The 26,496-nt window shown below is 61.4% G+C and carries 26 protein-coding genes; 15 read left to right on the top strand and 11 right to left on the bottom strand.

Annotation, left to right across the window (positions count from 1 at the left end; translation table 11 throughout):
* Nucleotides 1-10 precede the first annotated feature (10 nt).
* The 5 genes from ABEB22_RS15050 to ABEB22_RS15030 all read right to left on the bottom strand — a co-directional run bounded on the left by ABEB22_RS15050 (nucleotide 11) and on the right by ABEB22_RS15030 (nucleotide 5,687).
* On the bottom strand, nucleotides 11-1,225 hold the full coding sequence (locus tag ABEB22_RS15050) for an MFS transporter (protein WP_349295761.1): 1,215 nt from the start codon (nucleotides 1,223-1,225) through the stop codon (nucleotides 11-13).
* Between the two features lie 85 nt (nucleotides 1,226-1,310).
* Nucleotides 1,311-2,105: a 5-deoxy-glucuronate isomerase gene (gene iolB / locus ABEB22_RS15045; RefSeq protein ID WP_339115062.1), complete on the bottom strand. Its 795-nt coding sequence runs from the start codon at nucleotides 2,103-2,105 to the stop codon at nucleotides 1,311-1,313.
* Nucleotides 2,106-2,531: 426 nt separating this feature from the next.
* Entirely contained in the window at nucleotides 2,532-2,741 is a 210-nt protein-coding gene (locus tag ABEB22_RS15040; protein ID WP_349295760.1) for a hypothetical protein, read from the bottom strand.
* 112 nt (nucleotides 2,742-2,853) lie between these two features.
* Entirely contained in the window at nucleotides 2,854-3,528 is a 675-nt protein-coding gene (locus tag ABEB22_RS15035) for a YjbF family lipoprotein (RefSeq protein ID WP_349295759.1), read from the bottom strand.
* The gene (locus ABEB22_RS15030; protein ID WP_349295758.1) at nucleotides 3,525-5,687 is read right to left on the bottom strand and encodes a YjbH domain-containing protein; all 2,163 of its coding nucleotides are present in this window, start codon (nucleotides 5,685-5,687) and stop codon (nucleotides 3,525-3,527) included. Before ABEB22_RS15030 ends, ABEB22_RS15035 begins: the two co-directional genes overlap by 4 nt.
* A 173-nt stretch (nucleotides 5,688-5,860) precedes the next feature.
* Here ABEB22_RS15030 and ABEB22_RS15025 point away from each other — a divergent pair, with 173 nt between their 5' ends.
* The 6 genes from ABEB22_RS15025 (at nucleotide 5,861) to katG (ending at nucleotide 12,520) form a co-directional block, all read left to right on the top strand.
* Entirely contained in the window at nucleotides 5,861-6,466 is a 606-nt protein-coding gene (locus tag ABEB22_RS15025) for a nitroreductase (protein WP_339115058.1), read from the top strand.
* Nucleotides 6,467-6,478: 12 nt separating this feature from the next.
* Nucleotides 6,479-7,201: an EI24 domain-containing protein gene (locus ABEB22_RS15020; protein ID WP_349295757.1), complete on the top strand. Its 723-nt coding sequence runs from the start codon at nucleotides 6,479-6,481 to the stop codon at nucleotides 7,199-7,201.
* 114 nt (nucleotides 7,202-7,315) lie between these two features.
* Nucleotides 7,316-8,089 carry an L-iditol 2-dehydrogenase gene (locus ABEB22_RS15015; protein ID WP_349295756.1) on the top strand — a complete coding sequence of 258 codons (774 nt, stop codon included), beginning with the start codon at nucleotides 7,316-7,318 and terminating at the stop codon, nucleotides 8,087-8,089.
* Nucleotides 8,090-8,214: 125 nt separating this feature from the next.
* Complete coding sequence (locus tag ABEB22_RS15010; protein ID WP_349295755.1) at nucleotides 8,215-9,327, top strand: Gfo/Idh/MocA family oxidoreductase; 1,113 nt, start codon at nucleotides 8,215-8,217, stop codon at nucleotides 9,325-9,327.
* Between the two features lie 216 nt (nucleotides 9,328-9,543).
* Nucleotides 9,544-9,969, top strand: a complete 426-nt coding sequence (locus tag ABEB22_RS15005) for a hypothetical protein (protein WP_339115054.1) — start codon at nucleotides 9,544-9,546, stop codon at nucleotides 9,967-9,969.
* Nucleotides 9,970-10,213: 244 nt separating this feature from the next.
* Nucleotides 10,214-12,520, top strand: a complete 2,307-nt coding sequence (gene katG, locus ABEB22_RS15000; protein ID WP_349295754.1) for a catalase/peroxidase HPI — start codon at nucleotides 10,214-10,216, stop codon at nucleotides 12,518-12,520.
* Nucleotides 12,521-12,585: 65 nt separating this feature from the next.
* Here katG and ABEB22_RS14995 read toward each other — a convergent pair whose 3' ends face one another.
* Nucleotides 12,586-12,975 carry a hypothetical protein gene (locus tag ABEB22_RS14995; RefSeq protein ID WP_349295753.1) on the bottom strand — a complete coding sequence of 130 codons (390 nt, stop codon included), beginning with the start codon at nucleotides 12,973-12,975 and terminating at the stop codon, nucleotides 12,586-12,588.
* 243 nt (nucleotides 12,976-13,218) lie between these two features.
* Between ABEB22_RS14995 and ABEB22_RS14990 the strand changes: the two genes are divergently transcribed.
* Nucleotides 13,219-13,755 (top strand): fasciclin domain-containing protein, encoded by a 537-nt coding sequence (locus ABEB22_RS14990; RefSeq protein WP_349295752.1) that lies wholly within the window; start codon nucleotides 13,219-13,221, stop codon nucleotides 13,753-13,755.
* Between the two features lie 38 nt (nucleotides 13,756-13,793).
* Here the strand turns inward: ABEB22_RS14990 and ABEB22_RS14985 are convergent, their stop codons facing one another.
* From ABEB22_RS14985 to ABEB22_RS14965, 5 genes are all read right to left on the bottom strand, one after another.
* The gene (locus ABEB22_RS14985) at nucleotides 13,794-14,990 is read right to left on the bottom strand and encodes an MFS transporter (protein WP_349295751.1); all 1,197 of its coding nucleotides are present in this window, start codon (nucleotides 14,988-14,990) and stop codon (nucleotides 13,794-13,796) included.
* A 75-nt stretch (nucleotides 14,991-15,065) separates the two neighbouring features.
* Nucleotides 15,066-15,776 (bottom strand): SDR family oxidoreductase, encoded by a 711-nt coding sequence (locus tag ABEB22_RS14980; protein WP_339115049.1) that lies wholly within the window; start codon nucleotides 15,774-15,776, stop codon nucleotides 15,066-15,068.
* A 1-nt stretch (nucleotide 15,777) separates the two neighbouring features.
* A complete protein-coding gene (locus ABEB22_RS14975; RefSeq protein WP_349295750.1) occupies nucleotides 15,778-16,341 on the bottom strand; it encodes a VOC family protein in 564 nt (187 codons plus the stop codon).
* Nucleotides 16,338-17,384, bottom strand: a complete 1,047-nt coding sequence (locus ABEB22_RS14970) for an SDR family oxidoreductase (protein ID WP_349295749.1) — start codon at nucleotides 17,382-17,384, stop codon at nucleotides 16,338-16,340. The genes ABEB22_RS14975 and ABEB22_RS14970 overlap by 4 nt, the downstream gene beginning before the upstream one ends.
* 142 nt (nucleotides 17,385-17,526) lie before the next feature.
* Complete coding sequence (locus ABEB22_RS14965; protein WP_339115046.1) at nucleotides 17,527-18,399, bottom strand: hypothetical protein; 873 nt, start codon at nucleotides 18,397-18,399, stop codon at nucleotides 17,527-17,529.
* A 231-nt stretch (nucleotides 18,400-18,630) separates the two neighbouring features.
* On the opposite strand from ABEB22_RS14965, the gene miaB reads away from it, so the two are divergent.
* From miaB to ABEB22_RS14925, 8 genes are all read left to right on the top strand, one after another.
* Nucleotides 18,631-19,992, top strand: a complete 1,362-nt coding sequence (miaB, locus tag ABEB22_RS14960; RefSeq protein ID WP_349295748.1) for a tRNA (N6-isopentenyl adenosine(37)-C2)-methylthiotransferase MiaB — start codon at nucleotides 18,631-18,633, stop codon at nucleotides 19,990-19,992.
* 272 nt (nucleotides 19,993-20,264) lie between these two features.
* Complete coding sequence (locus ABEB22_RS14955) at nucleotides 20,265-20,768, top strand: OmpA family protein (RefSeq protein ID WP_339115107.1); 504 nt, start codon at nucleotides 20,265-20,267, stop codon at nucleotides 20,766-20,768.
* Between the two features lie 12 nt (nucleotides 20,769-20,780).
* Nucleotides 20,781-21,089, top strand: a complete 309-nt coding sequence (locus tag ABEB22_RS14950) for a hypothetical protein (protein ID WP_330629281.1) — start codon at nucleotides 20,781-20,783, stop codon at nucleotides 21,087-21,089.
* A gap of 189 nt (nucleotides 21,090-21,278) precedes the next feature.
* Nucleotides 21,279-22,286, top strand: coding sequence for a PhoH family protein (locus tag ABEB22_RS14945; protein WP_349295746.1), 1,008 nt, complete (start codon nucleotides 21,279-21,281; stop codon nucleotides 22,284-22,286).
* A 349-nt stretch (nucleotides 22,287-22,635) separates the two neighbouring features.
* The gene (locus tag ABEB22_RS14940; RefSeq protein ID WP_349295821.1) at nucleotides 22,636-23,679 is read left to right on the top strand and encodes an ABC transporter substrate-binding protein; all 1,044 of its coding nucleotides are present in this window, start codon (nucleotides 22,636-22,638) and stop codon (nucleotides 23,677-23,679) included.
* A 67-nt stretch (nucleotides 23,680-23,746) separates the two neighbouring features.
* On the top strand, nucleotides 23,747-24,616 hold the full coding sequence (locus ABEB22_RS14935) for an ABC transporter permease subunit (RefSeq protein WP_349295745.1): 870 nt from the start codon (nucleotides 23,747-23,749) through the stop codon (nucleotides 24,614-24,616).
* Nucleotides 24,613-25,395: an ABC transporter permease gene (locus ABEB22_RS14930; protein WP_339115042.1), complete on the top strand. Its 783-nt coding sequence runs from the start codon at nucleotides 24,613-24,615 to the stop codon at nucleotides 25,393-25,395. The genes ABEB22_RS14935 and ABEB22_RS14930 overlap by 4 nt, the downstream gene beginning before the upstream one ends.
* On the top strand, nucleotides 25,392-26,447 hold the full coding sequence (locus ABEB22_RS14925; RefSeq protein ID WP_349295744.1) for an ABC transporter ATP-binding protein: 1,056 nt from the start codon (nucleotides 25,392-25,394) through the stop codon (nucleotides 26,445-26,447). Before ABEB22_RS14930 ends, ABEB22_RS14925 begins: the two co-directional genes overlap by 4 nt.
* Nucleotides 26,448-26,496: the final 49 nt, after the last annotated feature.

Genomic DNA, 26,496 nt, shown 5'->3' with positions numbered 1-26,496 from the left:
GTAGGGGAGGTCAAACGGCGAGGGCCGCGCGTCGGGACTGCAGGGCCAGCGCCGCGCCCAGACAGGCGAGCCCGATAACAACCAGCCCGAACCAGAAGAAGGCCGGTGACAGTCCGATCAGGTCGATGAGCCCGCCCATCACGACGGTTGGCACGGCATTCGACAGATAGCCCACTACATAGAAACGCGAGATCCAGTTCGCGCGGGTTTCGGGCGGGGCGGCCTGTGTGGCGATGCCGAGCGCGGAGACAAAGGCGGCGCCATAGAAAAAGCCGCAGACCGGCATCATCGCCAGCATGATCCAGCCATGTTCTCCGGGGAGCGCCAGAAGAAGGATGCTTTGCGCCAGCGCCAGCCCGATCATGCCGATGATCAGGGTCCGCAGGGGCAGTGAACGGCCCCAGAATACCTGACCCACACCACCAAACAGCTGGAACAGCGCCGGAACCATGCCCGCCAGGCCGACGGAGCGGATCGCGTAGGCGCGCTGGCCCAGATCGGTGCCGATCGCCATCAGGAGCGAGCCGAGCATCCACGCGACCGTCAGGCCGAGACAGGCCAGAAGATAGAGCCCGAGTTGTCCGCCCTGCGACGCTCCCGACGCGGCTTTCGCGCCTGCGCCCGTGCGGGGCTCGCGCGGGGACCATGCGGCCAGTTTCAGCCCGACCATCGCCAAGACCGCAAGGCCCACGATGATCACGAAGGGCAGGGAGGTGGCGGCGAGGCCCAGTTCGAGGCAGGTGGCCGTCAGGAGCGGTCCGCCCGCAGCGCCCAGCGTGAAAGCCAGCGTGGCAAACATCGCCGCGCGGCCACGTTTGTCGGGGTGGGACAGCTCGAACAGCGCCGTCGAGGCGGTGCCAGTGATCAGCCCCGTGCCGAAGCCGTTGAGGAACCGCCCCGTCAGCAGCGTCCACAGGCTGTCGGGATGGCTGAAGATCGCCGCCCCCAATGCCGTGATCAGCAACCCCGGCCACAGAACGAAGCGCAGATCGCGGATGCTCGAACCGATCGCGCCCGCCAGAAACAGCGCGCAGAGCGTGCCGACGGCATAGGTGGCGAAAATCGCCGTGCCCATGACCTGCGGCAGGTTCAGATGCGCGATATAGAACGGATAGAGCGGGCTTGGAGCGGTGCTGCCCAGAAGCGCCGAGAACATGGCGAGCATGCAGGCCGCCGGACCCAGCTTGCCCGCAGCAGCGCCTGAAACCGGAGAGAGGGAAGACATTATGAAGGCCTCGAGACAGGAAAAGGCCGCCACCCGTTGCCGGATGGCGGCCTGACGTTACAAGCTAACTAGGCTTATTTTCCTGTCAGAACAAGTGTTCCACCTCGGGGGCGGGCACAAAACGCCAAGCGCGGCGCGGGCCAGCCATCACGTTGAGATAATACATTTCGAACCCGTGCGGTGCGCCACAAGGATGGTGTCCGCGCGGCACACAAACGACATCGCCATCCTTGACCGCCATCACCTCGTCGAGCGAGCCATCATCGGTATAGACGCGCTGGATGCCCCAGCCCTGACCGGGGTTGATGCGGTGGTAATAGGTCTCTTCGAGATAGGTCACACGCGGGAAATCATCCTCGTCATGGCGGTGGCTCGGGAAGGACGACCAGTTACCTGCGGGGGTGAAGACCTCGGTCACCAGCAGGCTGTCGCAGTAATCCTCGGCTTCCATGGCGATATTGTTGATATGGCGCTCGTTCGAGCCCTCGCCGCGCTGGGTCAGGGTAATATTGTCGGGGCCGATCTTGCGCGCCTCGTGGCCGCCCTTGCCGGGGGCAAGGCAGACCGCGATGGTGCAGTCGGTCTCGGCGACAGCCTCCCAATCGGTGCCGTTCGGCAAATAGAGGCAATGCGGCGGGGTCTTCTCGAAGACATTCATCCGCTCGCCCAGCACACCCCAATCCTTGCCCGCACCCTTGATCGCGGCCTTGCCCTCGACCATCACGAGAATGACCTCGTTCGACCCCGTGGCCTCTGCCGCCGTGTCGCCCGCTTTCAGTTTATAGAGCGAAAATCCCACATAGCGCCAACCGGCCAGCGCAGGGGTAATCTCATGTACCTTCCCGCGGGTTCCGAAGGGCTTGTGCTGCAAATTCGTCATGTTCCTCTCCTCTTTCTCGGCTCTTCCGCGCGATGGCGCGGCCTCCTGCCCAATGTAGATCATGCCGCCTGTTTGGCATCAACTGGCGGTGCAAAACCGCAGCCCTGACCTCTCCGCATGCGATCCATGCGTATCGCGCGCCGGATTGCCAATGGTTTATCCTGTGATTTGAGGGGGCTGCGCATTTTCTTTCAAAATGCAATATTCGGGCGCCGCAGGGCATGGCGCCACCACGCCGCCGCATTGCGTCGCTGGCGGCTCGGTGCAGCGGCGCCTTTGACAGTTTCGTGATGGTCCGGTCAGGGATATTCCCTGCGGGTCGTGGCAGAACAACGCCGGACGGCTGAACGCAAAAACCCGGCCGCGAGGCCGGGTTTTCTGTATCGATATGCCTGCGATCGGAAAGCCCGATGCGGCATGTCCGGATCAGGTATCCGGGGTGGTGGTGGTGTCCGACGAATCGTCGTTTGCCGCCACTGCGATGCTGATTGCAACGATGGTCACCATGGTGCCGGCAACGATGATGCCGGTGCCTGCACCAGCAAGCGGGCCAGGAAGGCTGGTCGGGCCGGGTGCTTGTGCGTTTGCTGCGGAAGCAGCAGTGATCAGGGCGAGAGCCGCGAGTACTTTCTTCATTACAAAACTCCAATAGGGGACAGCTATTAGATTTCAACTTAGCAGGCGGTTGTTCACTTTCAATTTCTTTTTCGCGAGCGCAGAAAAATTGCCTTGAAAGTTATTTTATCGATTAGTTCACGATCTGACGGAACCTGACATAGCCCATACGCGGACCCGCCCATTGGCGCGACTGCCACATCACCCCGTCCTGCAGACCGATCCAGTAATCATTGCTGACCTTGTTGCCCTCGGGCGAGGTGCAGGCCTCGATCAGATGCCGTGTAGCATGTGATTTTCCAAGAATTTCAATGGTCTCGTGCCCTGTTGTGCCCAATGTGCAGGTGAGATCCAGTTTGTTTTCCGAGTAGTCGCCCGCGCGCGTCACATAGTGGCGGCTCGCGGAACTGGCCGGACCCATCGCCTGTCCCTTGCTGACGGGAGCCGATGCGGAGAGGAGATCGAAGCCGAAACCGCGTGACGCAATGAGCACACCCTGCCGGAAAGTAAAGCTGCCGTTATCGGAACTTTGCCAAGTTTTGCTCCGACCAAGCGAATCACTCTGCTCGGTCTCGGGGACCAGATAGCCGGTCGCGCCAATACGTTCGACGCTGACCTCCATGACCGGCACGCCCAGCTGTTCGAGCTGCGCGCGGCTCATCTGCGGAGCCGGTTTCTGGCGCGACTGCTTGAGCGCGGCCACGACGGTCCTGGCCACGACTTCCTGACTATTGGGGGCCTCGACCCCCGATGAACAGGCGGCCAGAATGCTCAAGAGGGCCGCGGAGAGAACGACGGAGGTCTTCATTGCCAGAACCCTGCTTTCTGTTGCGTCAGGCTGGTATTGTCCTTGCCGCGGATGTCTTCATAGAGCCGGCCGGGCACATAGACCCGCTGGCCGCCATCACGTTGGGTCGGGCGGATCGTCATGCCATAGCTGCTGCGGTTGGGATCGCCGGTGAGCCATGCGATCGGAACGCTGAAGCGCACGCCCTTGTCGAAGGAGCCCTCGCCGAATTCCTCGGAGGAGACATCGGTAACGGTGGCAAATGCGCCGACCGACCAGCCATTGTCGAAGATGCGGTCCAGTGAGACGGTCGCACCGTAATCGCCCGCCAGATAACGCCCCGCATCGACTTCCAGCAGATAGTCCTCGAAGCGGTAATAGGCCGAGACATGGCCGGTCACGACATCATAATCGCGGAAATCGAAAAGCTGGTCATAGTCGCGCTGTTTGACGTAATTCAGCTCCGCCCCGAAGGCGAGCGGGTTATCCGCCTGCTTCCAGAGCACCTCGCCCGAGATCCCGCCATACATCTCCTCGAAGAGACCGGCGCTCGCACGGGCGTAGATATCGGGGGCCATCTTCCAGTTATGCTGGAGATAGAGGTTCTTGAGGGTCGTATCTTCCTGCGCATAGGCGGTCTGGTCGGTGCGCACATGTGGCAGCACGGAGTTCGAGAGACGTCCGTCCTTGATGTTGCCCCAGACGCGCTGGCGCACGGCCCCTGCCAGTTTCCAGCCCTGCGAGAACTGCCATGTCGCGGCAAGTTGTGCGCCCACATCCAATCGGAACGGTTCCGACGGATCGAAATAGGAGGTCTTGGTATAGGGCGTGAGCGCCCACGAGAATTTCGGATAGAGATCGCCATTGATCTGCGCATCGGCACCGACGGCAGGCGCATCGCCTACGGTCGCACCCGCCCAGACCGCATCGGTCGCGTCCGGCAGATATTCGGTATCCTCCAGCGTCGTGCGGCTGATCGTGACCGCCGAGGCGGCCATTCCGTCGACTATCGGCACAATGCGGAAGGTCTCGACCGTAGCGGGCAGATAGCGGGCGAGGACGCGCGCGATCCGGCCCACGGCCAGTGTATCGGCCTGATAGCGCGGGTTGCGATAGCGGATATCGACGGAGCGCGCATGAAGGGTCAGCGATTCAATCAGGATGCCGTCATCGGCCAGCGCCGTCTTCAGGTCTTCAAACAGCTTGCTGCGCGAGGTCTCGCTCTGCGCCCAAGACGGATCCCAGTCCGATTTCTCTGCCCAGTCGCGGCGCGGCGGCACCGGATCGGGGGCGGCGATCACCAGCGGCGTGATCTCGTGGCGCGGATTGAGCTGGAATTGCGCGCTCACGCCCACGATCGAGCCGTAGAGGTAATAGGCCCCGATGCGGGTTGTATCGGAGACCTGATATTCGGCGCCGAAATTGAACGAACTCTTGCGCTCGAACACATCCGACTTCTCTGTCTCGGTCACATAGGCATCCGAGGAATATTCGGCCTTCAGGCTCCAGTTCTGCCCGCTATCCCACTCGATCCCTGCAAAAGGCGCCACATCTCCGCGGAACCACTGGTCGGCCGAGAGCTGGCCGCCCGAGGAAGAGCTGTCATAGGAGGGGCGGCTGCCGGTCGAGGTGAAGGCTCCCATCGAGCCCAGACGTCCCCAACCCAGACCCGCGGTCACATGCAGTTGACCCTCGCCCGAGGGCGAAAGCCCCGGCGTGGTGAAATGCTTGCCCGCCACGATATATTCCGACGCGTTCAGACCGGTGCCCGCGATGTCCTGCAGTCCCAGCGTGACGGCGGGCGCATAATGGCCCTCCTTCAGAAGGCGCAGGCGCAGATCGAAGCTGCGGTCGTAATAGGTGTCGAACCCGTAGAGATCGAGGTCCTCGATCCCGCTATAGCGGAAGGTCGCAGACAGCCAGGGAAACGCCTGGAAGGTCATGTTATAGCGCGATATTCCGCCCGCATAGGAATAGCTGAAGGCCGCCTGCCCGTCAGGGAGCATCTCTACGGAGGGCATATCCAGCACGCCCGGCACGCCATACATGTTCAGCGAGGGCGCTTGGGGCTGGCTATAGGTAATGTCGCTGCCATCCTGTGCCCAGACAGGGAAACTCGCGCCACACAGAAGCGCGGCCAGAAGAGTGCGGCGCCATGCAGACCGTTGGGAAATACTCACTATGCCTGACCTTGGTTGTCTCAATTGCTCTTCACCATAGAGCACGAAGCCGTCAACAAGCGCAACAGCCCGCACCGCTTTTCGGACCTGCCGGACGAACAGCAGCCCGCAGATGGTTGAATTTGGCAACAAAGCTGACGATATCTGGGCGGATCAGGACAGGAGGCCCGTGAATGACCGTATCAGAGGCAACAATCAACGCTGCAATCGAACATCCGCAAGTGCTGGAGTTCATGAAGACCCGTCGCTCGCGTCCGGCCAAGACGCTGGTAACGCCGGTCCCCGATGATGGCGCCCTGATGCCGATGCTGGAAATCGCGGCCCGCTCCCCCGATCACGGCAAACTCGAGCCGTGGCGTTTCATAGTGCTGCGCCGCTCCGCGCTCGAGCGTCTGGCAAAGGCTGCAACCGAGGGCGCCGCAGCCGACGGGCTGACCGGCGTCGATATCGAGAAGGCCGCCAAGCAGTTCGAGGACAGCCATCTCTGCGTGGCCGTCATCAGCGCCCCCGTGGATAGCCCCAAGATCCCTCTGATCGAGCAGACACTCTCGGCGGGCGCTGTCTGCTACGGGCTTCTCTCGGCGGCGCTGGCATCAGGCTGGGGGGCAAGCTGGCTCTCGGGCTGGGCCGCCCATAACGCGGATTTCGGGCGCGAGGCGCTGGATCTGGCAGAGAGCGAATGGGTCGCGGGCTTTGTCCATATCGGCACTGAAGGCGTCACGCCGCCCGACCGTCCGCGCCCCGATCTGGCACGCATCACCACATTCGTGACCGAATAAGGACGCAGACGCATGATCTTTTCGTCCATCGCCCGTGCGATAGAGGATGTGTTCCGCCCCGGTGCCCTGAAGATCCTCGCGCTGGGGGTCGGATTGTCGGTCGGGCTTTTGCTACTTGTGACCGTGCTGTTCACATGGGGCGTGGGCGCGATCACGCCCGATGATTTCACGCTGCCCTTCACGCAGTATCACATCGGTTTCGTGGATGATATCGCCTCGCTTGCGACCATCGGGCTGATGATGGTTCTGTCGATCTTCCTGATGATCCCTGTGGCCTCGGCTTTCACGGGTCTGTTTCTGGAAGACGTCGCGGCGATGGTCGAGGGCGAGCATTACCCCGATCTGCCGCAGATCCGCACCTTCACGCTGGCCGAGACCATTGCCGAGAGCCTGCGGTTCCTTGGCGTGGTGATCGTGGCGAATCTCATCGCTTTCACGGTCTATTTCTTCATCCTGCCGGTGGCGCCTTTGCTGTTCTTCGGGCTCAACGGCTATCTGCTGGGGCGGGAATATTTCCAGATGGCTGCGCAACGCCGCATCCAGAAAGAGCAGGTGCAGGCGCTCTATTACAAGCATCGCTGGATGATCTGGACGACCGGCGCGCTGATGGCGGTGGTCCTGACCATCCCGGTCGTCAACCTTGTGGTGCCGGTGCTGGGGGCTGCGACCTTCACACATCTCTATCACCGTCTGACGGGACAGGTGCCGCGTCCGCGCGTGATCCGCTCCGCCTGAACCGAAAAAGGCTGTCCTGTAGGGCGGCCTTTTTCTTTGTCCGGTTGTCATTTTCAGAACAGCAGATCACAGTGGCGCCGGATGGGGGGAACGCCCCCTATGGAGGAGAAAGTCATGAAACGACTGGAGGGCAAATCTGCCCTGATCACCGGCTCCGCCCGCGGCATCGGGCGCGGTTTTGCCGAAAGCTATATCCGTGAAGGCGCGCGGGTCGCGATTGCCGATATCAACCTTGCCGCCGCCGAGGCGACCGCGGCCGAGCTGGGCCCGCAGGCCTATGCGGTGGAGCTGGATGTGACCTCGCAGGACAGTATCGATGCCGGCATCGCGCGGGTCGTCGAAGTCGCGGGCAAGCTCGATATCCTGATCAATAACGCAGCGCTTTTTGATGCCGCCGAAACGGTCGATATCACCCGCGAGAGCTATGACAGGCTCTATGCCGTCAATGTGGCGGGGACGCTGTTCACCATGCAGGCCGCAGCCAAGCAGATGATCGCGCAGGGACATGGCGGCAAGATCATCAATATGGCCTCGCAGGCAGGACGTCGGGGCGAGGCGCTGGTGCTCGTCTATTGCTCGACCAAGGCCGCCGTCATCTCGATGACCCAATCGGCGGGTCTGAACCTGATCAAACATGGCATCAACGTCAATGCCATCGCACCGGGTGTGGTGAATGGCGAACATTGGGCGCATGTGGATGCGATGTTCGCAAAGCTCGAAGGCAAGCCGCTTGGCCAGAAAAAGGCCGAGGTCGAGGCGGGCGTTCCCGCAGGGCGTTATGCCGAACCGGCCGATCTGGCGGGGATGGCGGTGTTTCTGGCCTCGAAGGATGCCGATTATATCGTCTCGCAGACCTATAATGTCGATGGCGGCCAGTGGATGAGCTGAGGCTTCTGGGTCGGGCAGTCGCCGCCTGACCCGCACCCCATGCACGCCATCGTGAAGAAAACCAGACCGGCGCTGGTGCGTTACATCCCCGAGACCGTAATTTTCATATTTCATCGGAGGATATCATGACCAAAAAGATCCGTTACGCCGTCGTCGCAGGAGGCCAGATCTCGCAACAGGCTTTCATGCCGGGCATCTCGCGCACCGATAATTCCGAACTCGTCGCCCTTGTGACCGGCGATCCCGCCAAAGCCTCGAAACTGGCAGGGCTCTACGGAATCAGGGCATGGCGCTATGACGAATATGACGCGCTTCTGGCCTCGGGCGAGATCGACGCGGTCTATGTCGCGACGCCCAATTTCCTGCACACCGATTATGTGGTCCGCGCGCTCAATGCAGGTATCCATGTGCTCTGCGAGAAACCGATGGCCGCGAGCCTTGAGGACGGGCGCCGGATCATCGAGGCGGAGGCGCGCTCGAACGCCTATCTGATGATCGCCTATCGCCTGCATAACGAGCCCGCGACGGTGGAGATGTTCACGCGCGCACGCCGTGGCGATTTCGGCAAGCTGATGAGTTTCACCTCGACCTTCACCCAGCAGGTGGCCGAGGCCAATTCGCGTGGCCATAATGGCTACTGGGCGGGCCCCGTGCCAGATATGGGGACCTATCCGCTCAACGCGCTGCGCAACCTCTTTGGCGAGGAACCTGTCAGCGTCTATGCGATCGGCACCCGCGACCCTGACCGCGGCTTCAATTTTGACGATACCGTGGCCGTTACGCTGGGCTTTTCGGGCAATCGTGTGGCGCAGTTCACCTGCAGCTATGCCACGGAGAAATCGGAAAGCTTCACGCTGGTGGGCACGAAGGCCAGCATCCACGCCACGCCTTGCTTCATGTTCGGCCCCGAGGTCGGGATCTCCTATACAGAAACGCGCGCGGACGGGGTGACCGAGCATACTTTCGACCCCGTGGACCAGTTCGGCAACGAGACGCAGTATTTTTCGAACTGCATCCTGACAAAGCAACGTCCCGAAGCGGATGGCCGCGAGGGCTATCTCGACCTGCGCGTGCTGGACGCGGTCGAGCGGTCGTTGGCATCGGGGCAGGTGATCCGGCTCGAGCCGGCAAAGCCTGCTCAGGCGGTCTCGTCCGATCAGGCCTACAGGCTGGCACCGGCGGACGAGCCGGCGCCGGACGAGCTGATCAGCGTGATCCCGCAGCAGCCGATGTCCTGAGAACGGTCGCGAGTGTTCTAAAGGGTCTGCCATTTCGCAGACCCTTTTTTATTTCGGGTTCCACATCGATTTGTGCATATATAAACGTTTAGCGTGCTAATTTTATATATTTCCAATTACGACGAACATACCTAGATAGATCTCCAGAAAGACAAAACGCAGATCGTAACACAGCCCTGCGGGGCACTGGCGAGATGCAACACTAGGAGATAGATCATGAAAAACGCAATTATCGCCGCAATCGCAGCCCTTACCGCAAGCGCAGGCATCGCCTCGGCAGAGGGTGCAGGCCATGCACAACTGGCCCAGCAGCTGAATTTGGATGGGGCGCAATTCACCACTGCCGAACTGACGACGATCGCGGACGCCCGCCGCGACAATGACACGAACACCGCGAATTATTTCATCGAACATGAAAATCGCACCGCAGCGCCGGCTCATGAAGTCACCCCCGGCAAAGCGCAGCTGGCCGCTCAGCTTGGCGTAAATCCTGCCAAATATACGCTGGCTGAACTGGTCACCGTGGATAGCAATCTGCGCAATGACAATGCTCAGGATGCGGCATTCATTCTGTCGGGCGATGCGCGTCAATCTGTTGCACCGCAACCGGCACCCTATTTGGGCCAAGGCCGCGACGAATAAGGTCTCGGGCCCAAACCCCCGCACATCGGGAGATGTGCATCTCCAGTGAAGAAGGGCGGTCCTCGCGGGCCGTCCTTTTTCCGTCTATGCCTGCGGGTTCCCCGATCTGACGTAGCGGAACAGGAAAATGACGGGATTTCGCGCATTCGGTATGAAACCAATCGCTCCGTCGGGTGTTGGGCGAGAGCCAAGGCACGGACGCGAGGAGGCGTCGGCGCCCAAGTCACGTCCAAGGAGAGTATTCATGAAAGATCACGCTGCCGCCAATCAGGGCGCCTGCCCGTTCCGCGGAACTCGTATCGGGGGGGCAGCCGGCTCCGAACCGCAGCTCGATCACTGGTGGCCCAACCGGCTCAAGGTCGAAATCCTGCACCAGAACCCCGTGCAGGCCAGCCCGCTGGGCCCGAACCATGATTACGCCGAGGCGATCAAGGATCTGGATGTCGAGGCGCTGAAGGCGGATGTGCGCGCGCTGCTGCATAGTTCAAAGGAGTGGTGGCCCTCCGATTATGGCCATTACGGGCCGCAGATGGTGCGCATGGCATGGCACTCGGCCGGCACCTACCGGATTGCCGACGGGCGCGGCGGCTCGGCCGAGGGGATGCAGCGCTTTGCGCCGATCAACTCGTGGTGGGATAACGGCAATACCGACAAATCGCGCCGTCTTCTCCTGCCGATCAAACAGAAATATGGCGCCAAGCTTAGCTGGGCCGATCTGATGATGTTGGCCGGCACCATCGCGCTCGAGGATATGGGCCTCCCGATCCAGGGCTTCGCCTTCGGTCGCGTTGACGCATGGGAGGCCGACCGCGCAACCTATTGGGGCCCGGAGGGCTGGAACGGCAAACGCCCGAGCGAGGTGGGGCAAGGCCCGATGGAAGGCCATCCGAACCAGATGGTCACCCGCGATCTGCGCTGGGAAGGTGACGTGCAAGAGGATCACTACGATCTTGAAGCCCCGCTCGCCAATGCCAATCAAGCACTGATCTATGTCGATCCCGAAGGCCCGAACGGCAATGGCAATGCGCAGGACAGTGCACGCGATATCCGTGAGACTTTCGCCCGTATGGCGATGAATGACGAGGAAACCGTGGCGCTGATCGCGGGCGGCCATGCTTTTGGTAAATCGCACGGGATGGTGAGCGCCGAGGAGATCGGCCCCGCGCCCGAAGGTGCGCCCCTTCAGGCTCAGGGGTTGGGCTGGCAGAACCCGAAAGGTCTCGGATTTGCACAATATACCATGACCAACGGGATCGAGGGCAGCTGGACGCCCGATCCGACCATGTGGGACAATTCCTATCTGGAGAACCTGTTCAAATACGAATGGAAACAGGTCAAATCACCCGCTGGTGCCGTCCAGTGGACTCCCGAGGATCCCGATGCGCCCAAGACGCCCGATGCGCATATCGAGGGCCAGATGAACCCGCTGATGATGATGACCTCGGATCTCGCGCTCAAGGTCGACCCCGAATACCGCAAGATCTGCGAACGCTTCCTGTCGGATTTCGACTATTTCACCGAAGCGTTTTCCAAAGCATGGCACAAGCTGGTCCACCGCGATCTGGGCCCGACCTCGCGCTGGCTGGGGCCGCAGATCGGTGGCACTTTCATCTGGCAGGACCCGACGCCGGAGGCCGATTATCCGCAGGTTTCGGACACCGATATCGCTAGCCTGAAAGAGGCCTGCCTTGCCACGGGCGTTCCGCCGCGCGAGCTGATCGCGACCGCTTGGGCATCGGCATCGACCTATCGGGATACCGATAAACGTGGCGGTGCCAATGGCGCGCGTATCCGTCTGGCGCCGCAGAAGGACTGGACGGTAAACAACCCCGCGCAGCTTTCCCGCGTATTGGAAGCGCTCGAGGGCGTAAAGGCCGAGTTCGACGCCAAGGGCGCGGCCAAGGTGTCGATGGCCGATCTCATCGTGCTGGCCGGCTGTGCAGGCGTTGAGGCGGCGGCCAAAGCTGCGGGCTACGAGGTCGACGTGCCATTCGTGGCAGGCCGGACCGATGCGAGCGAGGAATGGACAGATGCCGAGAGCTTCAACTGGCTGCTGCCGGTGGTTGACGGGTTCCGCAATTACCAGCATCCGGGCATCCGCTACCAGATCCCTGCCGAGCACCTCTTCCTCGATCAGGCGGCCAAGCTTGCGTTGACAGCCCCCGAATGGGCAGCTCTGGCCGGTGGCCTGCGCGCGCTCGACCAGAATTACGACGGGAGCGATACGGGCATCTTCACCGAGCGCAAGGGTCAGTTGACCAATGACTATTTCCGCACGCTGGTGTCGATGGATTACGCTTGGCATCCGCAGGAGGGCGAGCAGATGTTCGATATCCGCCCGCGCTCGGGAGAAGGCAAATCCTATACCGCCTCGCGCTGCGATCTGATCTTCGGCTCCAATAGCGAGCTGCGCCAGCTGGCCGAATATTATGCCGCCGATGATGGCGAGGCCTATCTGGTGCGCGATTTCGTCAAGGCATGGCACAAGGTGATGATGCTGGACCGCTTTGACGCCGCCGAGGAACGCCGCAAGGTCATGTCGCCCTGCTGACGGCGGCTCCCCAGATCATGAGAAAGGGGCGCGGAGGTCATCTCCGCGCCCCTTTTCTTTTCGGGTCAGCGTTCCGGCGGCGGCGCCATCATCTTGAGAAAGGCGTCATATTCATGCGGCGAGATCCGGCCATCATGGTTACGGTCCACCATCTTGCCCGAGGGTGCTTTGTCCTCGTGATCCCTCTTGGGCGGCGGAGCGTTCGGGTCACGCGGCGGCGGCGCATCCTCGCGCGCGCGCGGCGGCATCGGATGATGAGCGAAGAAATCATCGAACTCGCGGATGCTCACATGGCCATCATGGTTGTGATCGAGCATCCGGTAGGGCGGGGGGCCGTCATGCGGCCTGTCGGGAGGCGGGGCGCCGTCCTGCGCTTGCGCGATGGCTGCGGTGCAACTCAGGCCCAGCACGATGGCCGGCCCGAGGCTGCGCGACAGAAAAACAGGCTTCCTCATCGGATATTTCCTTTCGATATCCCGCGCCGGCAAACCTGCGGCGCGGTGGGTATGAGCTTGTTACGAGGAGATATTTTTCTTCCGTCAGGCCTGCCATACACGCGGCTTCACGATCAGGAAACCAGCCTGTCACGCACTCGCGAGGCATCGTGAAGTGCAGCCTTTGCAACTTTTGCGCGCGCCCTTCGTGACTGCCATATGCGTCGGGAAAAGACGTGTTTTATTGCAAAAGGAGTTCGATCAATGACCATCAAAACGACCGCTCTCGCGAGCGCCGCCGCTCTTGCCATATTCGCACCGGCCGCCTTTGCCGACCACCATATGGGCGAGAAACCGATTGCCGAAGCCGCTGCCGCCAGCGATGATTTCAAGACCCTTGCCGCTGCCGTTGATGCAGCCGATCTGACCGAGACGCTCAATGGCGATGGTCCCTTTACCGTGTTCGCGCCCACCGATGAAGCCTTTGCAGCCCTTCCCGAAGGCACGGTCGATACGCTTCTCGAGCCCGAGAACAAGGACAAGCTGACCTCCATCCTGACCTGCCATGTGGTCGATAAGGAGGTGATGTCCGCCGCCCTGACCAAGATGATCGACGACAATAACGGCACCGCCGAGATCCCGACGCTGGGCGATTGCACGCTGCAGGCGATGGTACAGGATGGCAAGGTGATGATCGAGGATCCGGCCGGCGATATGGTCGAGGTCACCAAGGCAGATATCGAGGAAAGCAATGGTGTGATCCACGCGATCGACGGCGTGCTGATGCCCGCCGCCAGCTGATAGGGAAACGGCGCAGGGAGTGCCCTGCGCCGTTCCTCTTACCGGCGCTTCAGCAGCAACAGCAGCGCCACCCCGCAGAGGATTGCGGAAAGAATGGCAAACCCGATGCTCAGAGGCGCCAGAGGCGTGACAAGGGTCAGAAGCCCGAACAGCACCACCGGCACCGAGATCGAGACATAGCTGACCACGAAATAGAGCGAGATGACGCGCGCGCGCTGGTCCTCGGGAGCGGCCGCACCGATGGCGCCCAGCCCCGAGCGGAAGGCCAGCCCATGGCCGATCCCCGCAATCAGCGTCGAGACCAGCAGGAAGGTCAGGCTGCGCAGATCGAAGGCCCATGCGATCAGCGCCGCCCCCAGCCCCAGCACGAAACAGCCCAATGGCGCGCGGATCTTTTCGGGCAGGCGGTCCACGATCATCTGACCGAGCGTGGAGGCCAGAAACAGGAAACCGGCCACAAATCCGATCAGGAAATGGCTGTCATGGCCCATTTCCTTCGACAGGAAACCCGGGATCACCGCAGAGTAGAAACCGCAGACCATGAAGCCTGCAATCGCGGCGATGGCCGCAGGGGCGAAGGCTGCGCGCACCTCTTCGGGTAGCGCCAGTTTCTGCGGGGCAAGATCGGGCGAGCGGACCTTCTGCACCTTTTCCGGCACGCGCAGATAAAGGAGTGTGGCCAGCGCGATCAGCACCAGATGCAGGATATAGGGGGTGACCAGCGGATAGGGCAGGGTCTCGGCCACAGCGCCCGCCATGATCGGTCCGAGCCCGAGCCCGCCCATATTCACCGCAGTGGCTGTCAGCACGCCCATCTTCTCGCGCCCTTTTGGCACGAGATCCATCACCGCCGCCGTGGCGGTGGAGGCGAAGAGCCCTGCCGAGAGGCCCGAGATCACCCGCCCGAGCAGGATCAGCCAGAGATTTCCTGCCAGACAGAAGACGATATCGGCAAGGACAGAGCAGGCGATACCTGCGTAAAGCACCGGTTTGCGGCCAATCTGGTCCGACCAGCGTCCGGTGAGGAGAAGCGCTGCGATCACACCTGCCGCATAGACCGCGAAAATCACCGTGATCATGACCTGCGAGAGGTCCAGCTCCTGCGTGTAGATCGTATAAAGCGGCGTGGGTAGAGTGGTGCCCGACATGGCAAAGAAGAAGGTCAGCGCGGTAATCACGAACATGCCGAAGCCCGAACGATCTGCGCCGGTATCATGGGTGGAAGATGCGGACATGAAATTACCTTTTGGCCGAATGGCATTTAAAAGCCTGCCCACGCATGCAGACAGGCCGTTGTTGTAGCGCCGATTTTACGCGAGGCGACCACCGCCATCGATAAAGGAGGTGGTGCCTGTCATATAGGGGTTCTCCATCAGGGCAATGGCCTGAATGGCGATATGTTCGGGTTTGCCGACCTGCCCGACAGGGAGCGTCTCGGCGGCATTGTCGAACATCTTCTTACGGCCATCGCCCTCGAGGCTGTCATACATCTCGGTCATCACAAGACCGGGCGAGATGCAATTGACGCGCACGGGCGCAAGCTCCAGCGCCAGCCCGCGGGTGAGCCCTTCGAGCCCCGCATTGATCGCGCCTTGGATGGCCGCGCCCGGTTTGGGGCGCACTGACAGGAAGCCCGAGACAAGCGTGATCGAGCCGCCCTCTTTGACCTTGGCGAATTTCGTCACGCGGTAGGCACCCCAGAATTTGGAATTTACCGAGGCATAGGCATCTTCCAGCGGCAGCTCGCGCACGGCAGAGACCTTGGTGCTGGCCGCCGAGCAGAAGACATGGTCGAACGCGTCGTGACCCTTGAAAAAGGTCTCTAGCGCCTCGGCATCGCCGGTATCGAGCGAGACACCCTCGGCCCCTTCCAGCTTGGCCAGTGCCGCGTCGATCTTGTCTTGCGAGCGCGAGGCTATGGTGACTTTGGCACCTGCCTTCACAGCCGCCTCCGCCACGCCGAAGCCGATGCCGGAAGACCCCCCGAAGACCAGAACGGATTTGCCGGTTAGATCACTCATCTCACACCTCTTGTGTAGCTCTGCGGGGGTCGGGGATCAGGCGTTCGGACGCCTGCGGGTTGTCATAGGACATCGGCGCGGGAAGCTGTTCGAACTCGATCAGCATGCCCCAAGGGGTAAAGCCGAAGCGCCCGCGATTGCCGCGACCCTCTTCCTGATCGCTCAGATCATAGGGGCCTTCCAGCAGCTCACCGCCCGCCTTGGCAAAGGCGTCGGAGGCCGCGTCGATATCGTCGACCGTCACGCTGATATGGTTGATACCCAGATTGGCGATATTGTCGCGCGGCTGGTCATCGGGCTGATCAATCTCGAAGATCTCCATATTGGCGCCATTGCCGAAGCGCATGGTGGAGACCGCCACGATCTTGCGGCCCGAGCGCAGCCCGTTCTTGGGGCCGAGCGCGCTTGCGGGGAGCGGATCGCGGGATTTGTCGGTCAGCGAGAACATCACTTCGGCGCCGAAAACGTCCTCGAAGAATTTCACTGCCTGCGCGTGGTCGGGGACGGTGATGCCGACATGTTCGATGCCACGGAAATTGGCTTGGCGGGGGGAGGGGGTGCTCATGGGATAACCTTCCTTTCACGAAATTCGTCAATCAGTTTCAAGAACATCGCAGAACTGTCCACCGTGGTTCCAAAGCCTGCCTGACGAATGCGTGTGGTTGACGAGACGACATCCCAATCGCAGTTGAAAATGAAGTCGCCAAAGCCCCATGCGGCGAGCTTCTCGAAGGGCACATCGACCAGACCGTATTTCTCGCGGATGCTGTCCCAGAGCGGGCCCTTGTCGGCCATCATCTCGGCAAGGGAGATCGTCATCGGCTCGCCCGGATCCATATCGAGATGTCTGGCGATGCGCTTCCACAGGTGGTTCCAGCGGAAGATATCACCATTGGTGAGGTTATATTCGCCCTTGGGTGCCTCGGTCGCGGCCCATGCCGAGCCTTGCGCAAGCTGCGTCGCATCGGTCACTTGTGCCAGCTTGCCATAACAGGTGGCCGTGCCCGGAAAACGCAGCGGCAGCCCCAGTTCCTTGCAAATCGCCGCATAGACCGCGATCACCATCGACAGGTTCATCGGGTTGCCGATGGCAAAGCCGCAGACCACATCCGGGCGCAGCACGACGCGGTCCCATGACTTGCCCTCTGCATAGCCCGTCAGCCAGTCCTCTTGGTCATAATAGAACATGGGCGGCATGACGCGGGGATCATCCTCATGGGCGGGCGTCGAGAACGCCCCCAGATGCGCGCCGTAATATTTGGCGCCCTCGTAGAGCACGACGCGTTCCAGATCGGGGGAGGCCGCCTCGACCCCTTTGACGAAGCTCTGCAGCATCGTCAGGTTCGCCTCGACCTGCGTTCTGGGGTCGTCATGTTCCTGATAGGCGGCGTAGAAGGCATGGGTGAAGGGCCCCGCCTCCGCCAGCGCGCGCGCCGCAGCCGTTTCATCGAGGAGGTCTGCGGAGACATAGGTCGCTTTCGTGTCGAAATCGGGGGAGCGGCGGGAGATCGCTGTGACGCGCCAACCAAGCGTGTCGGCCAGATAGGTGACCAGATTGCGCCCGATGACGCCAAGGCCACCGGCCACGATCGCATGGGGAGTAGACATGATACCTCTTCGCATATTCATAGACTCGGGTCGTGGCACCGCGCCGGAGCAAGGCGCCATCCGAGGCAATCTAATGCGGGGCGGGCAGGGGCAATCTACGGATCACAACAGACAGTGTTTCGTGAAGCCGAAGAATGGCGGATCAGAACCACTGGCCCGGTTCGATCAGGCCCAGATCCAGAAGCTGGCGCGAATTCCACTGGAAGGGCACGGCATTATACCAGCGGAAATCCTGAATGGCCCAGCTCGAGCCGGGATTGGTCTTCAGCGCCTTGGCCGCGCGGAACGACAGGATCGCGCCGGTCAGGTTATGGTGCCACGGGCAGGAATAGGTGTTGTATTCTTCGTCGTTGAAGGTGTGGTCCATCCGCAGTTTCAGACCCGGCGCTGCGCTGAACAGCCCGATCCGGTCGATCTTGCGGCGGCTCTCGCGGACATGCTCCTCGAACCGCCAGCGCAACCCGCCGAAGAAGTCGAGCTGCCGGTCCTTGGCACGGTTCTCGTTGGCCGGATCGGGGCGGGCCAGCGCGTAATAGCCCGCGCGGTCCAGCATGGCGTCCTCGCGGCAGACGCCGTTTGGATGGGCGCCCAGATCGGCAGTATAGAGATCGATGACATAGGTCAGCATCGCCGGCCGCCGCTCTTCGGTATGGAAGGCCAACAGCTCGCCCACGCCACGGGTCTCGCTAAAGGGATAGAACAGGTATTCGGCGTTATAGCAGTAATAGAGCCAGACCTTGGGCGGGGCCAGACGGATCGCCAGATTGACGGCCTCGACCGTTGCCCCCGGTTCGTGGGTGTCATGATCGACGCGGTGGACGCGCGTCTCCAGCGCCTCGGGCAGGGCGAGCCCTACCGGCATGAAGGCGATGACCTGCGCGAAGCCGCAAGCCAGATGGTGGAGCAGGGTGCTTTCCAGCTCGACCTCATCCTCGACGAGAATCAATGCGACGGGCCCTGCGGCGAACAGGGATTGGCCCTTGCTGGCAAAGTCTTCGAGGGAGGTGAACTGCATGGATCTTCCGGCCTTTTCCAAGAGATTTTCCCATGCGGCAGCTGAATGCAAGACCGGACGCGCGATGCAGGGGCCGAGGGGCATTCTTGCACCACTGTTACGGCGGCGAAGAGGGTTAGTTTTGGGGAAGCGCATTCACTTTTCCGGGCCCTATGCTTGCCCGAAAGGGCAATCTCGGCTATCGGGCAGGCTGCGCCATCCCCCAAGCCCGTCCGCCAGGAGATTTCCGATATGTCCGACCCCAAGCCCGAGACTGCCGCAGCCCCTGCCGCCGTACCGGTTCTGAAAAAGCTGCATATCAAGACCTATGGTTGCCAGATGAATGTCTATGACAGCGAGCGGATGGCCGAGGCGATGGGGGCCGAGGGCTATGTGCTGACCGATCTGGCCGAAGAGGCCGATATGGTGCTGCTCAACACCTGCCATATCCGCGAGAAAGCCGCCGAGAAGGTCTATCACGAGCTGGGCCGCCTGCGCCCGCTGAAGGACGCGAACCCCGATCTCAAGATCGGGGTGGCGGGCTGTGTGGCGCAGGCCGAGGGACAGGAGATCCGCCGCCGGATGCCGCTGGTGGATCTGGTCGTGGGGTCGCAAAGCTATCACAAGCTGCCCGCGATGGCGCGTGCGGTGGAGCAGGGCAAGAAGCCGGTGGATACCGATTTTCCCGTCGAGGATAAATTCGAGCACCTGCCCGAACGCCCCGTGCAGGCGCGCCCCAGCGCCTTTCTGACGGTGCAAGAAGGCTGCGACAAGTTCTGCGCCTTCTGCGTGGTGCCCTATACCCGCGGGGCCGAGGTCTCGCGACCTGCCGCGCGCATTCTGGGCGAGGCACGCAAGCTGGTCGAGAAGGGGGTACGCGAGATCACGCTTCTGGGCCAGAACGTCAACGCCTATCACGGCGAGGGCGAAGATGGCACATGGTCGCTGGCGCGTCTGGTGCGCGCACTGGCCAAAATCGAGGGGCTGGACCGTATCCGCTACACCACCTCGCATCCCAACGATATGGAAGATGATCTTATCGCTGCTCATGGCGACGAGCCGAAGCTGATGCCCTATCTGCATCTGCCGGTGCAATCGGGCTCGGACCGCATCCTCAAGGCCATGAACCGCAAACATACGGCGGCGGAGTATATCCGCCTGATCGAGCGTATCCGTGCCGCGCGTCCCGATCTGGTGCTGTCGGGCGATTTCATCGTGGGATTCCCCGGCGAGACCGATGCGGATTTCGAGGAGACGATGGAGCTGGTGCGCAAGGTAGGCTATGGCGCGGCCTATACATTCAAATACTCCGCCCGCCCGGGTACGCCCGCGGCCGAACGCAAGGATGCGGTGCCTGCCGAGGTGGCGGAGGCGCGGCTGCGCAGGTTGCAGGAGCTGACCATCAGCCAGCAGCGTGCCACGCAGGATGCGATGGTGGGGCGCGAATGCACGGTGCTCTTCGAGAAGCCCGGCCGCTGGGAGGGCCAGTGGATCGGCAAATCCGACTATCTTCAGGCGGTGTTTGTGAAGGGCGAGGGTCTGGCGCCCGGGATGCTGGCGCGGGTGCGGATTGTCGGCGCTGGTCCCAATTCGCTCGAAGGCGAGCTGATCTGATCCAGCTCCTCCCGTTGGACAGATTCGCGGTAGATGACGTAAGGGGAAACAATTTGCGCTCAGGATGCAGGCTGTTTCCATAATTGCGCCAATGCGCCGCGTCTTTACGCTTCCATTGCGTCACTTTTTTGCTAAGCTGCCGTGAATTAGTGACTTTGCCGCTCTTTGCACGATAGTCCCGTGGCATCGATGGCATATTGGGGGACGAGACGGTGATTGGCACTCTCTTGCAGAAAATGAAGCCGGCGCTCGGCGTCGCTATGGCAGCTGGTATGGTCTTCGCCTCCGGCTTTGCCCCGGTCGAAGCACAACAGACGCGCGCCGAGAAATATATTCCGGGCATCTGGATCGACCCCGACGGATGCGAGCACTGGGTCATGGATGATGGCGCGGAAGGCTATATGGACAACCGCATCACGCGCGACGGTCGCCCGGTCTGCCACCGTAACGTCTGCGGGATCATCCCGACCGATACGCTCTTTGCCACCGACCGCTCGCAGATCTCGGCTTCGGGTCGGGAATATCTGCGCAACTTCTTCCGCACCGCGCAGGCGCGCAGCTTCATCATTACCGGCCATACCGATAGCCGCGCCTCGGACGAGTATAATATGAAGCTCTCCAAGCGCCGTGCCGAAGCCGTGGCAGGTGTTGCGCAGGAAGTCGGTGCGCCGGTGCTGGCGGTCAACTGGTATGGCGAGCGCCAACCGCGATCGACCAATGCGACCCGTGAAGGCATGGCGCAGAACCGTCGTGTCGAAATCATCTGTGTAAAATAAGGGGCCGGTATCATGACTGCCATCAAGACACTCGTGTTGCTGGGACTTGTGGGCGCGATGGGTGCCTGTACCGCCGTCGGTCCCGACAAAAGCCGTGATCGTGGCTGGGGCTCGAAAGATCTGAGCCAGCTGAAAGCCGGTATCTGGATCGATCCCGAAGGCTGTGACCACTGGATCATCGATGACGGTGTGGAGGGGTATCTCTCGGCGCGTCTGGATGATTATGGCAAGCCGATCTGCTCGGGCGCGGGGCCTGCAGCCACGGCCGTTGGTCCGTTCAAATCGGGCTCCGATATTCCCGATCCGACACCGGGCTACTGATTCTCGCGCCAACCGGCCCGAGATCCAAAGACGACATGTTTTCCGGAGCCGTGCGATCAGTCGCGCGGCTCTTTTTCTGTCTGGACGGTAAATTTTCTGCCATCGGGTGATGCCTGCAAAAAGCAAGACTTGCGTAACCCTGATCTTGGGGGCACGATATGTATTAGGAATCCAGCCAGGAGGTAGTATTTGGGCTTTAGTGCGATAACCCCCCCGCCCAGCTCTCAGGATGCCCGCGAGACACTTCTCGAGTTTCCTGATAATAAACTTCTGATCGACCTTTGCGGCGAGTTTGACCGCAATCTCGCACAGGTCGAACAAGCCCTTGCGGTGCATATCCTGCGGCGCGGCAACCAGCTTGCCGTTGTAGGTGCCCCCGAGGCCCAAGCCCAGGCGGCGGCGGTGCTCCAGCATCTCTACCAGCGGTTAGAGGCCCAGAAACCCATCGAAACCGGCGATATCGACGCGGCGCTACGGGCAACCGAGCTCGGTCAGGGTTCGACGAGCTTCGAGGACCAGCTGGAGATGTTCGCCAAGGGGCATTACGAGATCCGCACCCGCAAGAAGCAGGTCGAGCCCCGCACCGAGGCGCAAAAAGCCTATGTGCGTAACCTCTTCGAGAACGAGATGGCCTTCGGTATCGGCCCTGCAGGGACCGGCAAGACCTATCTGGCGGTGGCGGTCGGTGTGACAATGCTGATCTCCGGCGAGGTCGACAAGATCCTGCTGTCGCGTCCGGCGGTCGAGGCGGGCGAGCGTCTGGGCTTCCTGCCTGGCGACATGAAGGACAAGGTCGACCCTTACATGCAGCCGCTCTATGACGCGCTCAACGACTTTCTGCCGCAAAAGCAGCTGGCGAAACTCATGGAGGACAAGCGCATCGAGATCGCACCGCTGGCCTTCATGCGCGGGCGCACGCTCTCGAATGCCTTCGTGGTGCTTGATGAGGCGCAGAACGCCACGACCATGCAGATGAAGATGTTCCTGACCCGTCTGGGCCAGGGCTCGCGCATGGTGATCACCGGCGACCGGTCTCAGGTCGACCTGCCGCGCGGCATGCCCTCTGGCCTTGCCGATGCCGAGCGCATTCTGAACGGGGTGGACGGGATTTCCTTTAACTACTTCACCTCCAAGGATGTCGTGCGTCACCATCTCGTGGCCAAGATCATCAATGCCTACGAAAAAGCCGAAGGCTGATTCAGGCGAGATACTGACCGGAAAGCGGGGCTTCGGCCCCGTTTTCTTTTGCACTCCCCTTATATTTGCCTAATTAATAGTCAATCGCCGCCGCCATATTTCGCAATTTCCCGAAAAAATGGTGCGGTCGGGGGAGATAACGGACGGAACTACTTTTTTTGACTCGCCGATCAACGCAAGCTGATCACAGACTAAGGCACGATCCGACTGTCATGTGAGCGTTAAAAAAACGGCATAACACCAGCTCACGGCGGATCGCGCCATAAACCGATTTCGGGGAGAGAAAAGAGTGACGGTTAAATCGATCAAATGGCTCGCAGGGGCCGCAGCGCTTCTGGCAAGCACCGCAATGGTTCAGGCGCAAGACCTGTCGGAACTGGAAGCGGCAGCCAAGAAGGAAGGCATGCTGACCACCATCGCGCTGCCGCATAGCTGGTGCGGCTATGGCGATGTCATCGCGGGCTTCAAGGCGAAATACCCCGAGATCAATGTTAACGAGCTGAACCCCGATGCGGGCTCGGCAGACGAGCTGGAAGCCGTGCGCGCCAATAAAGGCAATACCGGCCCGCAGGCCCCTGATGTACTGGATGTGGGTCTGTCCTTCGGTCCGCAAGCCAAGGAAGAGGGGCTCTTGCAGCCGTATAAGGTCTCGACCTGGGACGAGATCCCAGATGCGGTCAAAGATGCCGATGGCTACTGGTATGGCGATTATTACGGCGTCATGTCCTTCATGATCAATAAGGACCTGATCGACACCAATCCCGAGGACTGGTCGGACCTGCTGAAGCCCGAATATACGGGCTCGGTGGCGCTGGCGGGCGATCCGCGTGCCTCGAACCAGGCGATCCTCGCCGTTCTGGCAGCCGGTATGGCCGAAGGTGGTGCCGCAGGTAAGGAAGCGGGCGAGAAGGGTCTCGAGTTCTTCAAGAAGATGAACGATGCGGGCAACTTCGTCCCCGTTATCGGCAAGGCGGGCACGCTGGCACAGGGGGCCACCCCGATCACCATCATGTGGGACTATAACGCCTTGGCCGCGCGCGACACGCTCAACGGCAACCCGCCGGTCGAGGTTGTGGTGCCGAAATCGGGCGTGTTGGCAGGCGTCTATGTGCAGGGGATCTCGGCCCATGCGCCGCACCCGAACGCCGCCAAGCTCTGGATGGAATATCTCTATTCGGATGAAGGCCAGAACCTCTGGCTGAAGGGCTATTGCCACCCCGCGCGCTTCACCGCCATGTCCAAGGCGGGCAAGGTGCCGCAGGAACTGCTCGATGCGCTGCCGCCGGCAGAAGCCTATGATCAGGCCTATTTCCCGACGCTCGACGAGCAAGCGGGCAACAAGGACGCCGTGGTTGGCGGCTGGGATAGCGTCGTCGGCTCTAACGTCCAGTAAATGTTGATTTGCGATACCCCTGCGCCCCGGGCGTGGGGGTATCTTGTTTAGTCGAAGCGGAAACCCTGTGGCCGACCTCCCTCCCGTCAAACGCCGGATCAGTCTGACATGGCTTGGGCTCTTGCCCTTCATTGCCTTTATCGTGCTGTTTCTGGTTCTGCCCACGATGAAGATCGTGGTGGGGGCCTTCCAGCGCCCCGATGGCAGCTTCACGCTTGCCAATCTTGCGGGGCTGTTCACGCCCACGATCCTCAGCTCTTACTGGATCTCGATCAAGATCTCGCTGGCCTCCTCGGCCATCGGCTGTTTGGTGGGCTTCCTGATGGCGGCGGGGATGGTGCTGGGCGGCCTGCCCAAAGCGATCCGCTCGCCGCTTCTGACATTCTCGGGGGTTGCCTCGAACTTTGCCGGTGTGCCGCTGGCCTTCGCCTTTCTGGCAACCCTCGGGCCGCTTGGCCTTGTGACCATGTTCCTGCGCCATGAATTCGGCATCAACCTGCGGGCCATGGGGTTCAATATCCTCAGCTTCTGGGGTCTGACGATCACCTATCTCTTCTTCCAGATCCCGCTCATGATCCTGATCATCACGCCCGCACTCGATGGTCTCAAGCGCGAATGGCGCGAGGCGGCCTCCTGCCTTGGCGCGAGTGGCGCGCAATACTGGCGCATCGTCGCGCTGCCGATCCTCTTCCCGACGATCCTTGGCACTTTCGCGCTTCTCTTTGCCAATGCGTTCGGCGCCGTGGCCACCGCCATCGCGCTCACCGGCTCCTCGCTCAATATCGTGCCGATCATGCTTTTCGCGCAGATCCGCGGTGATGTGCTGGGCGACCCTCACTTGGGCTATGCAATGGCCTTCGGGATGATCCTCGTGACGGGGCTCGCCAATGTGATCTATATCCTGCTCAGGATGCGCTCGGAGAGGTGGCTGAAATGACCAAGGCAGCCTCGTGGGCCATCATGATCCTCGGCATCCTCTATTTCGTGTTGCCGCTCTGGGGGATGGTCGAATTCTCGCTTTCGATGCGCCGCGGCGTCTATAGTTTCGATGCCTATACGGCGGTGCTCTCGGACCCGCAATTCCGCCAGACTTTCAGCTATTCGGTGCTGATGGCGCTTCTGACGATCCTCTTCGGCATCCTGCTGGTGGTGCCCACGGCCTTCTGGGTGCAACTCAAACTGCCGCGACTGCGCCCGCTGATCGAGTTCATCACACTGATGCCGCTGGTTATTCCGGCGATCGTGACCGTGTTCGGCTACATCCGGCTTTACAATACATCAAGCTGGCTGCCGCTGACCGGCACCACTTTGGGCACCAATTTCCTTCTGGTGATGGGCTATGCCACGCTGTCGCTGCCCTATATGTATCGTGCGGTCGATACGGGGCTGCGCAGCATCGATGTGGCCACGCTCACCGAGGCCGCGCAATCGCTTGGCGCGGGCTGGGTGCGTATCATCGGACAGATCATCCTGCCCAATGTGCTGGTGGCGGTGCTCTCGGGCTCGTTTGTGACCTTCGCCATTGTCATGGGCGAGTTCACGATGGCGGCACTTCTCAACCGTCCGGCCTTCGGACCATATCTGCAACTCATGGGCGCCAACAAAGCCTATGAGCCCTTCGCATTGGCGACCATCGCCTTTGTCATCACTTGGGCCTGCATGGGGCTGATCCAGCTGGTCACACGTTTCACCAAACATACCAAGGCGGGTCGATGAGTTTCCTGACGATTTCCCATCTGGAGAAAAGCTTCGGCGCGACCCGCGTCGTGAAGGACTTCAATCTCGATATCGAGAAAGGCGAGTTCATCTCGCTCCTCGGTCCTTCGGGCTGTGGCAAGACCACCGTGTTGCGCATGGTGGCGGGGTTCGAACGCCCGTCTGCAGGGTCCATCACCATCGATGGGCGCGAGGTGTCTTCGCTCAAGCCCAACCAGCGTAATATCGGCATGGTGTTTCAGGCCTATGCGCTGTTTCCCAACCTGACGGTGGCCCAGAATGTGGGCTTTGGTCTGAAGGTTCAGGGCACGCCTGCACGCGAGATCGCGCCGCGTGTGGCCGAAATGCTGAAGCTGATCGGCCTGCCGGAGATGGGCGCACGCTATCCCTACCAGCTCTCGGGCGGGCAGCAGCAGCGGGTGGCACTGGCGCGTGCACTTGCGCCCAAGCCGCAGGTCTTGTTGCTCGACGAACCCCTTTCGGCGCTTGATGCCAAGGTGCGGGTCAGTTTGCGTAACGAGATCCGCATGATCCAGAAAGAGCTGGGGATCACCACCATATTCGTGACCCATGATCAGGAGGAGGCGCTGTCGATGTCGGACCGGATCGTGGTCATGCATCAGGGCATCGCCGACCAGATCGGCACGCCGTTCGAGATCTACAACACCCCCGCGACCCGCTTTGTGGCAGGCTTCGTGGGCACGCTCACCACGCTACAGGCACAGGTGATCGACGGGGCTGCGGGCCATGTGCGGATCGGGGCCAATGATCTGTGGATCTACCGTGAGGTCACGGGGCCGGAGATCACGCTCGGTCTGCGTCCGGAGATGCTCCGGCTGGGAATGGCGGATTTTGACGCGGGCGAGGCACAGCTGGGCGGCACTATCCTCGATGTCGATTTTCTGGGCTCCGTCATCCGCCTGAAGGTCGATCTGGGCGGCGAGACGCTGGCGGTAGACCTGTTCAACAACACCCGTGCCGCGCCGCCGGAAGTAGGCAGTCAGGTAAGTCTTGCGCTGCACCCCTCGGATGCGCTGGTGATCGGCGGCTGATCGGAGCCGGACCCGTGGCGGGATGTCCGCCACGGCAGGGCCGCTTGGC

It is taken from the genome of Thioclava sp. 'Guangxiensis', from assembly GCF_045348365.1.
Lineage (GTDB): Bacteria > Pseudomonadota > Alphaproteobacteria > Rhodobacterales > Rhodobacteraceae > Thioclava > Thioclava kandeliae.
Note: the sequence above shows the minus strand (reverse complement) of the source record. Positions and strands in the feature narration are given on the sequence as shown.

Coding starts and splice junctions, on each gene's coding strand:
- ABEB22_RS15050 (WP_349295761.1), bottom strand. CDS start 1,225: ATGTCTTCCCTCTCTCCGGTTTCAGGCGCTGCTGCGGGCAAGCTGGGT.
- iolB (WP_339115062.1), bottom strand. CDS start 2,105: ATGACGAATTTGCAGCACAAGCCCTTCGGAACCCGCGGGAAGGTACAT.
- ABEB22_RS15040 (WP_349295760.1), bottom strand. CDS start 2,741: ATGAAGAAAGTACTCGCGGCTCTCGCCCTGATCACTGCTGCTTCCGCA.
- ABEB22_RS15035 (WP_349295759.1), bottom strand. CDS start 3,528: ATGAAGACCTCCGTCGTTCTCTCCGCGGCCCTCTTGAGCATTCTGGCC.
- ABEB22_RS15025 (WP_339115058.1), top strand. CDS start 5,861: ATGACCGTATCAGAGGCAACAATCAACGCTGCAATCGAACATCCGCAA.
- ABEB22_RS15020 (WP_349295757.1), top strand. CDS start 6,479: ATGATCTTTTCGTCCATCGCCCGTGCGATAGAGGATGTGTTCCGCCCC.
- ABEB22_RS15015 (WP_349295756.1), top strand. CDS start 7,316: ATGAAACGACTGGAGGGCAAATCTGCCCTGATCACCGGCTCCGCCCGC.
- ABEB22_RS15010 (WP_349295755.1), top strand. CDS start 8,215: ATGACCAAAAAGATCCGTTACGCCGTCGTCGCAGGAGGCCAGATCTCG.
- ABEB22_RS15005 (WP_339115054.1), top strand. CDS start 9,544: ATGAAAAACGCAATTATCGCCGCAATCGCAGCCCTTACCGCAAGCGCA.
- katG (WP_349295754.1), top strand. CDS start 10,214: ATGAAAGATCACGCTGCCGCCAATCAGGGCGCCTGCCCGTTCCGCGGA.
- ABEB22_RS14995 (WP_349295753.1), bottom strand. CDS start 12,975: ATGAGGAAGCCTGTTTTTCTGTCGCGCAGCCTCGGGCCGGCCATCGTG.
- ABEB22_RS14990 (WP_349295752.1), top strand. CDS start 13,219: ATGACCATCAAAACGACCGCTCTCGCGAGCGCCGCCGCTCTTGCCATA.
- ABEB22_RS14985 (WP_349295751.1), bottom strand. CDS start 14,990: ATGTCCGCATCTTCCACCCATGATACCGGCGCAGATCGTTCGGGCTTC.
- ABEB22_RS14980 (WP_339115049.1), bottom strand. CDS start 15,776: ATGAGTGATCTAACCGGCAAATCCGTTCTGGTCTTCGGGGGGTCTTCC.
- ABEB22_RS14975 (WP_349295750.1), bottom strand. CDS start 16,341: ATGAGCACCCCCTCCCCCCGCCAAGCCAATTTCCGTGGCATCGAACAT.
- ABEB22_RS14970 (WP_349295749.1), bottom strand. CDS start 17,384: ATGTCTACTCCCCATGCGATCGTGGCCGGTGGCCTTGGCGTCATCGGG.
- ABEB22_RS14965 (WP_339115046.1), bottom strand. CDS start 18,399: ATGCAGTTCACCTCCCTCGAAGACTTTGCCAGCAAGGGCCAATCCCTG.
- miaB (WP_349295748.1), top strand. CDS start 18,631: ATGTCCGACCCCAAGCCCGAGACTGCCGCAGCCCCTGCCGCCGTACCG.
- ABEB22_RS14955 (WP_339115107.1), top strand. CDS start 20,265: ATGGTCTTCGCCTCCGGCTTTGCCCCGGTCGAAGCACAACAGACGCGC.
- ABEB22_RS14950 (WP_330629281.1), top strand. CDS start 20,781: ATGACTGCCATCAAGACACTCGTGTTGCTGGGACTTGTGGGCGCGATG.
- ABEB22_RS14940 (WP_349295821.1), top strand. CDS start 22,636: ATGGTTCAGGCGCAAGACCTGTCGGAACTGGAAGCGGCAGCCAAGAAG.
- ABEB22_RS14930 (WP_339115042.1), top strand. CDS start 24,613: ATGACCAAGGCAGCCTCGTGGGCCATCATGATCCTCGGCATCCTCTAT.
- ABEB22_RS14925 (WP_349295744.1), top strand. CDS start 25,392: ATGAGTTTCCTGACGATTTCCCATCTGGAGAAAAGCTTCGGCGCGACC.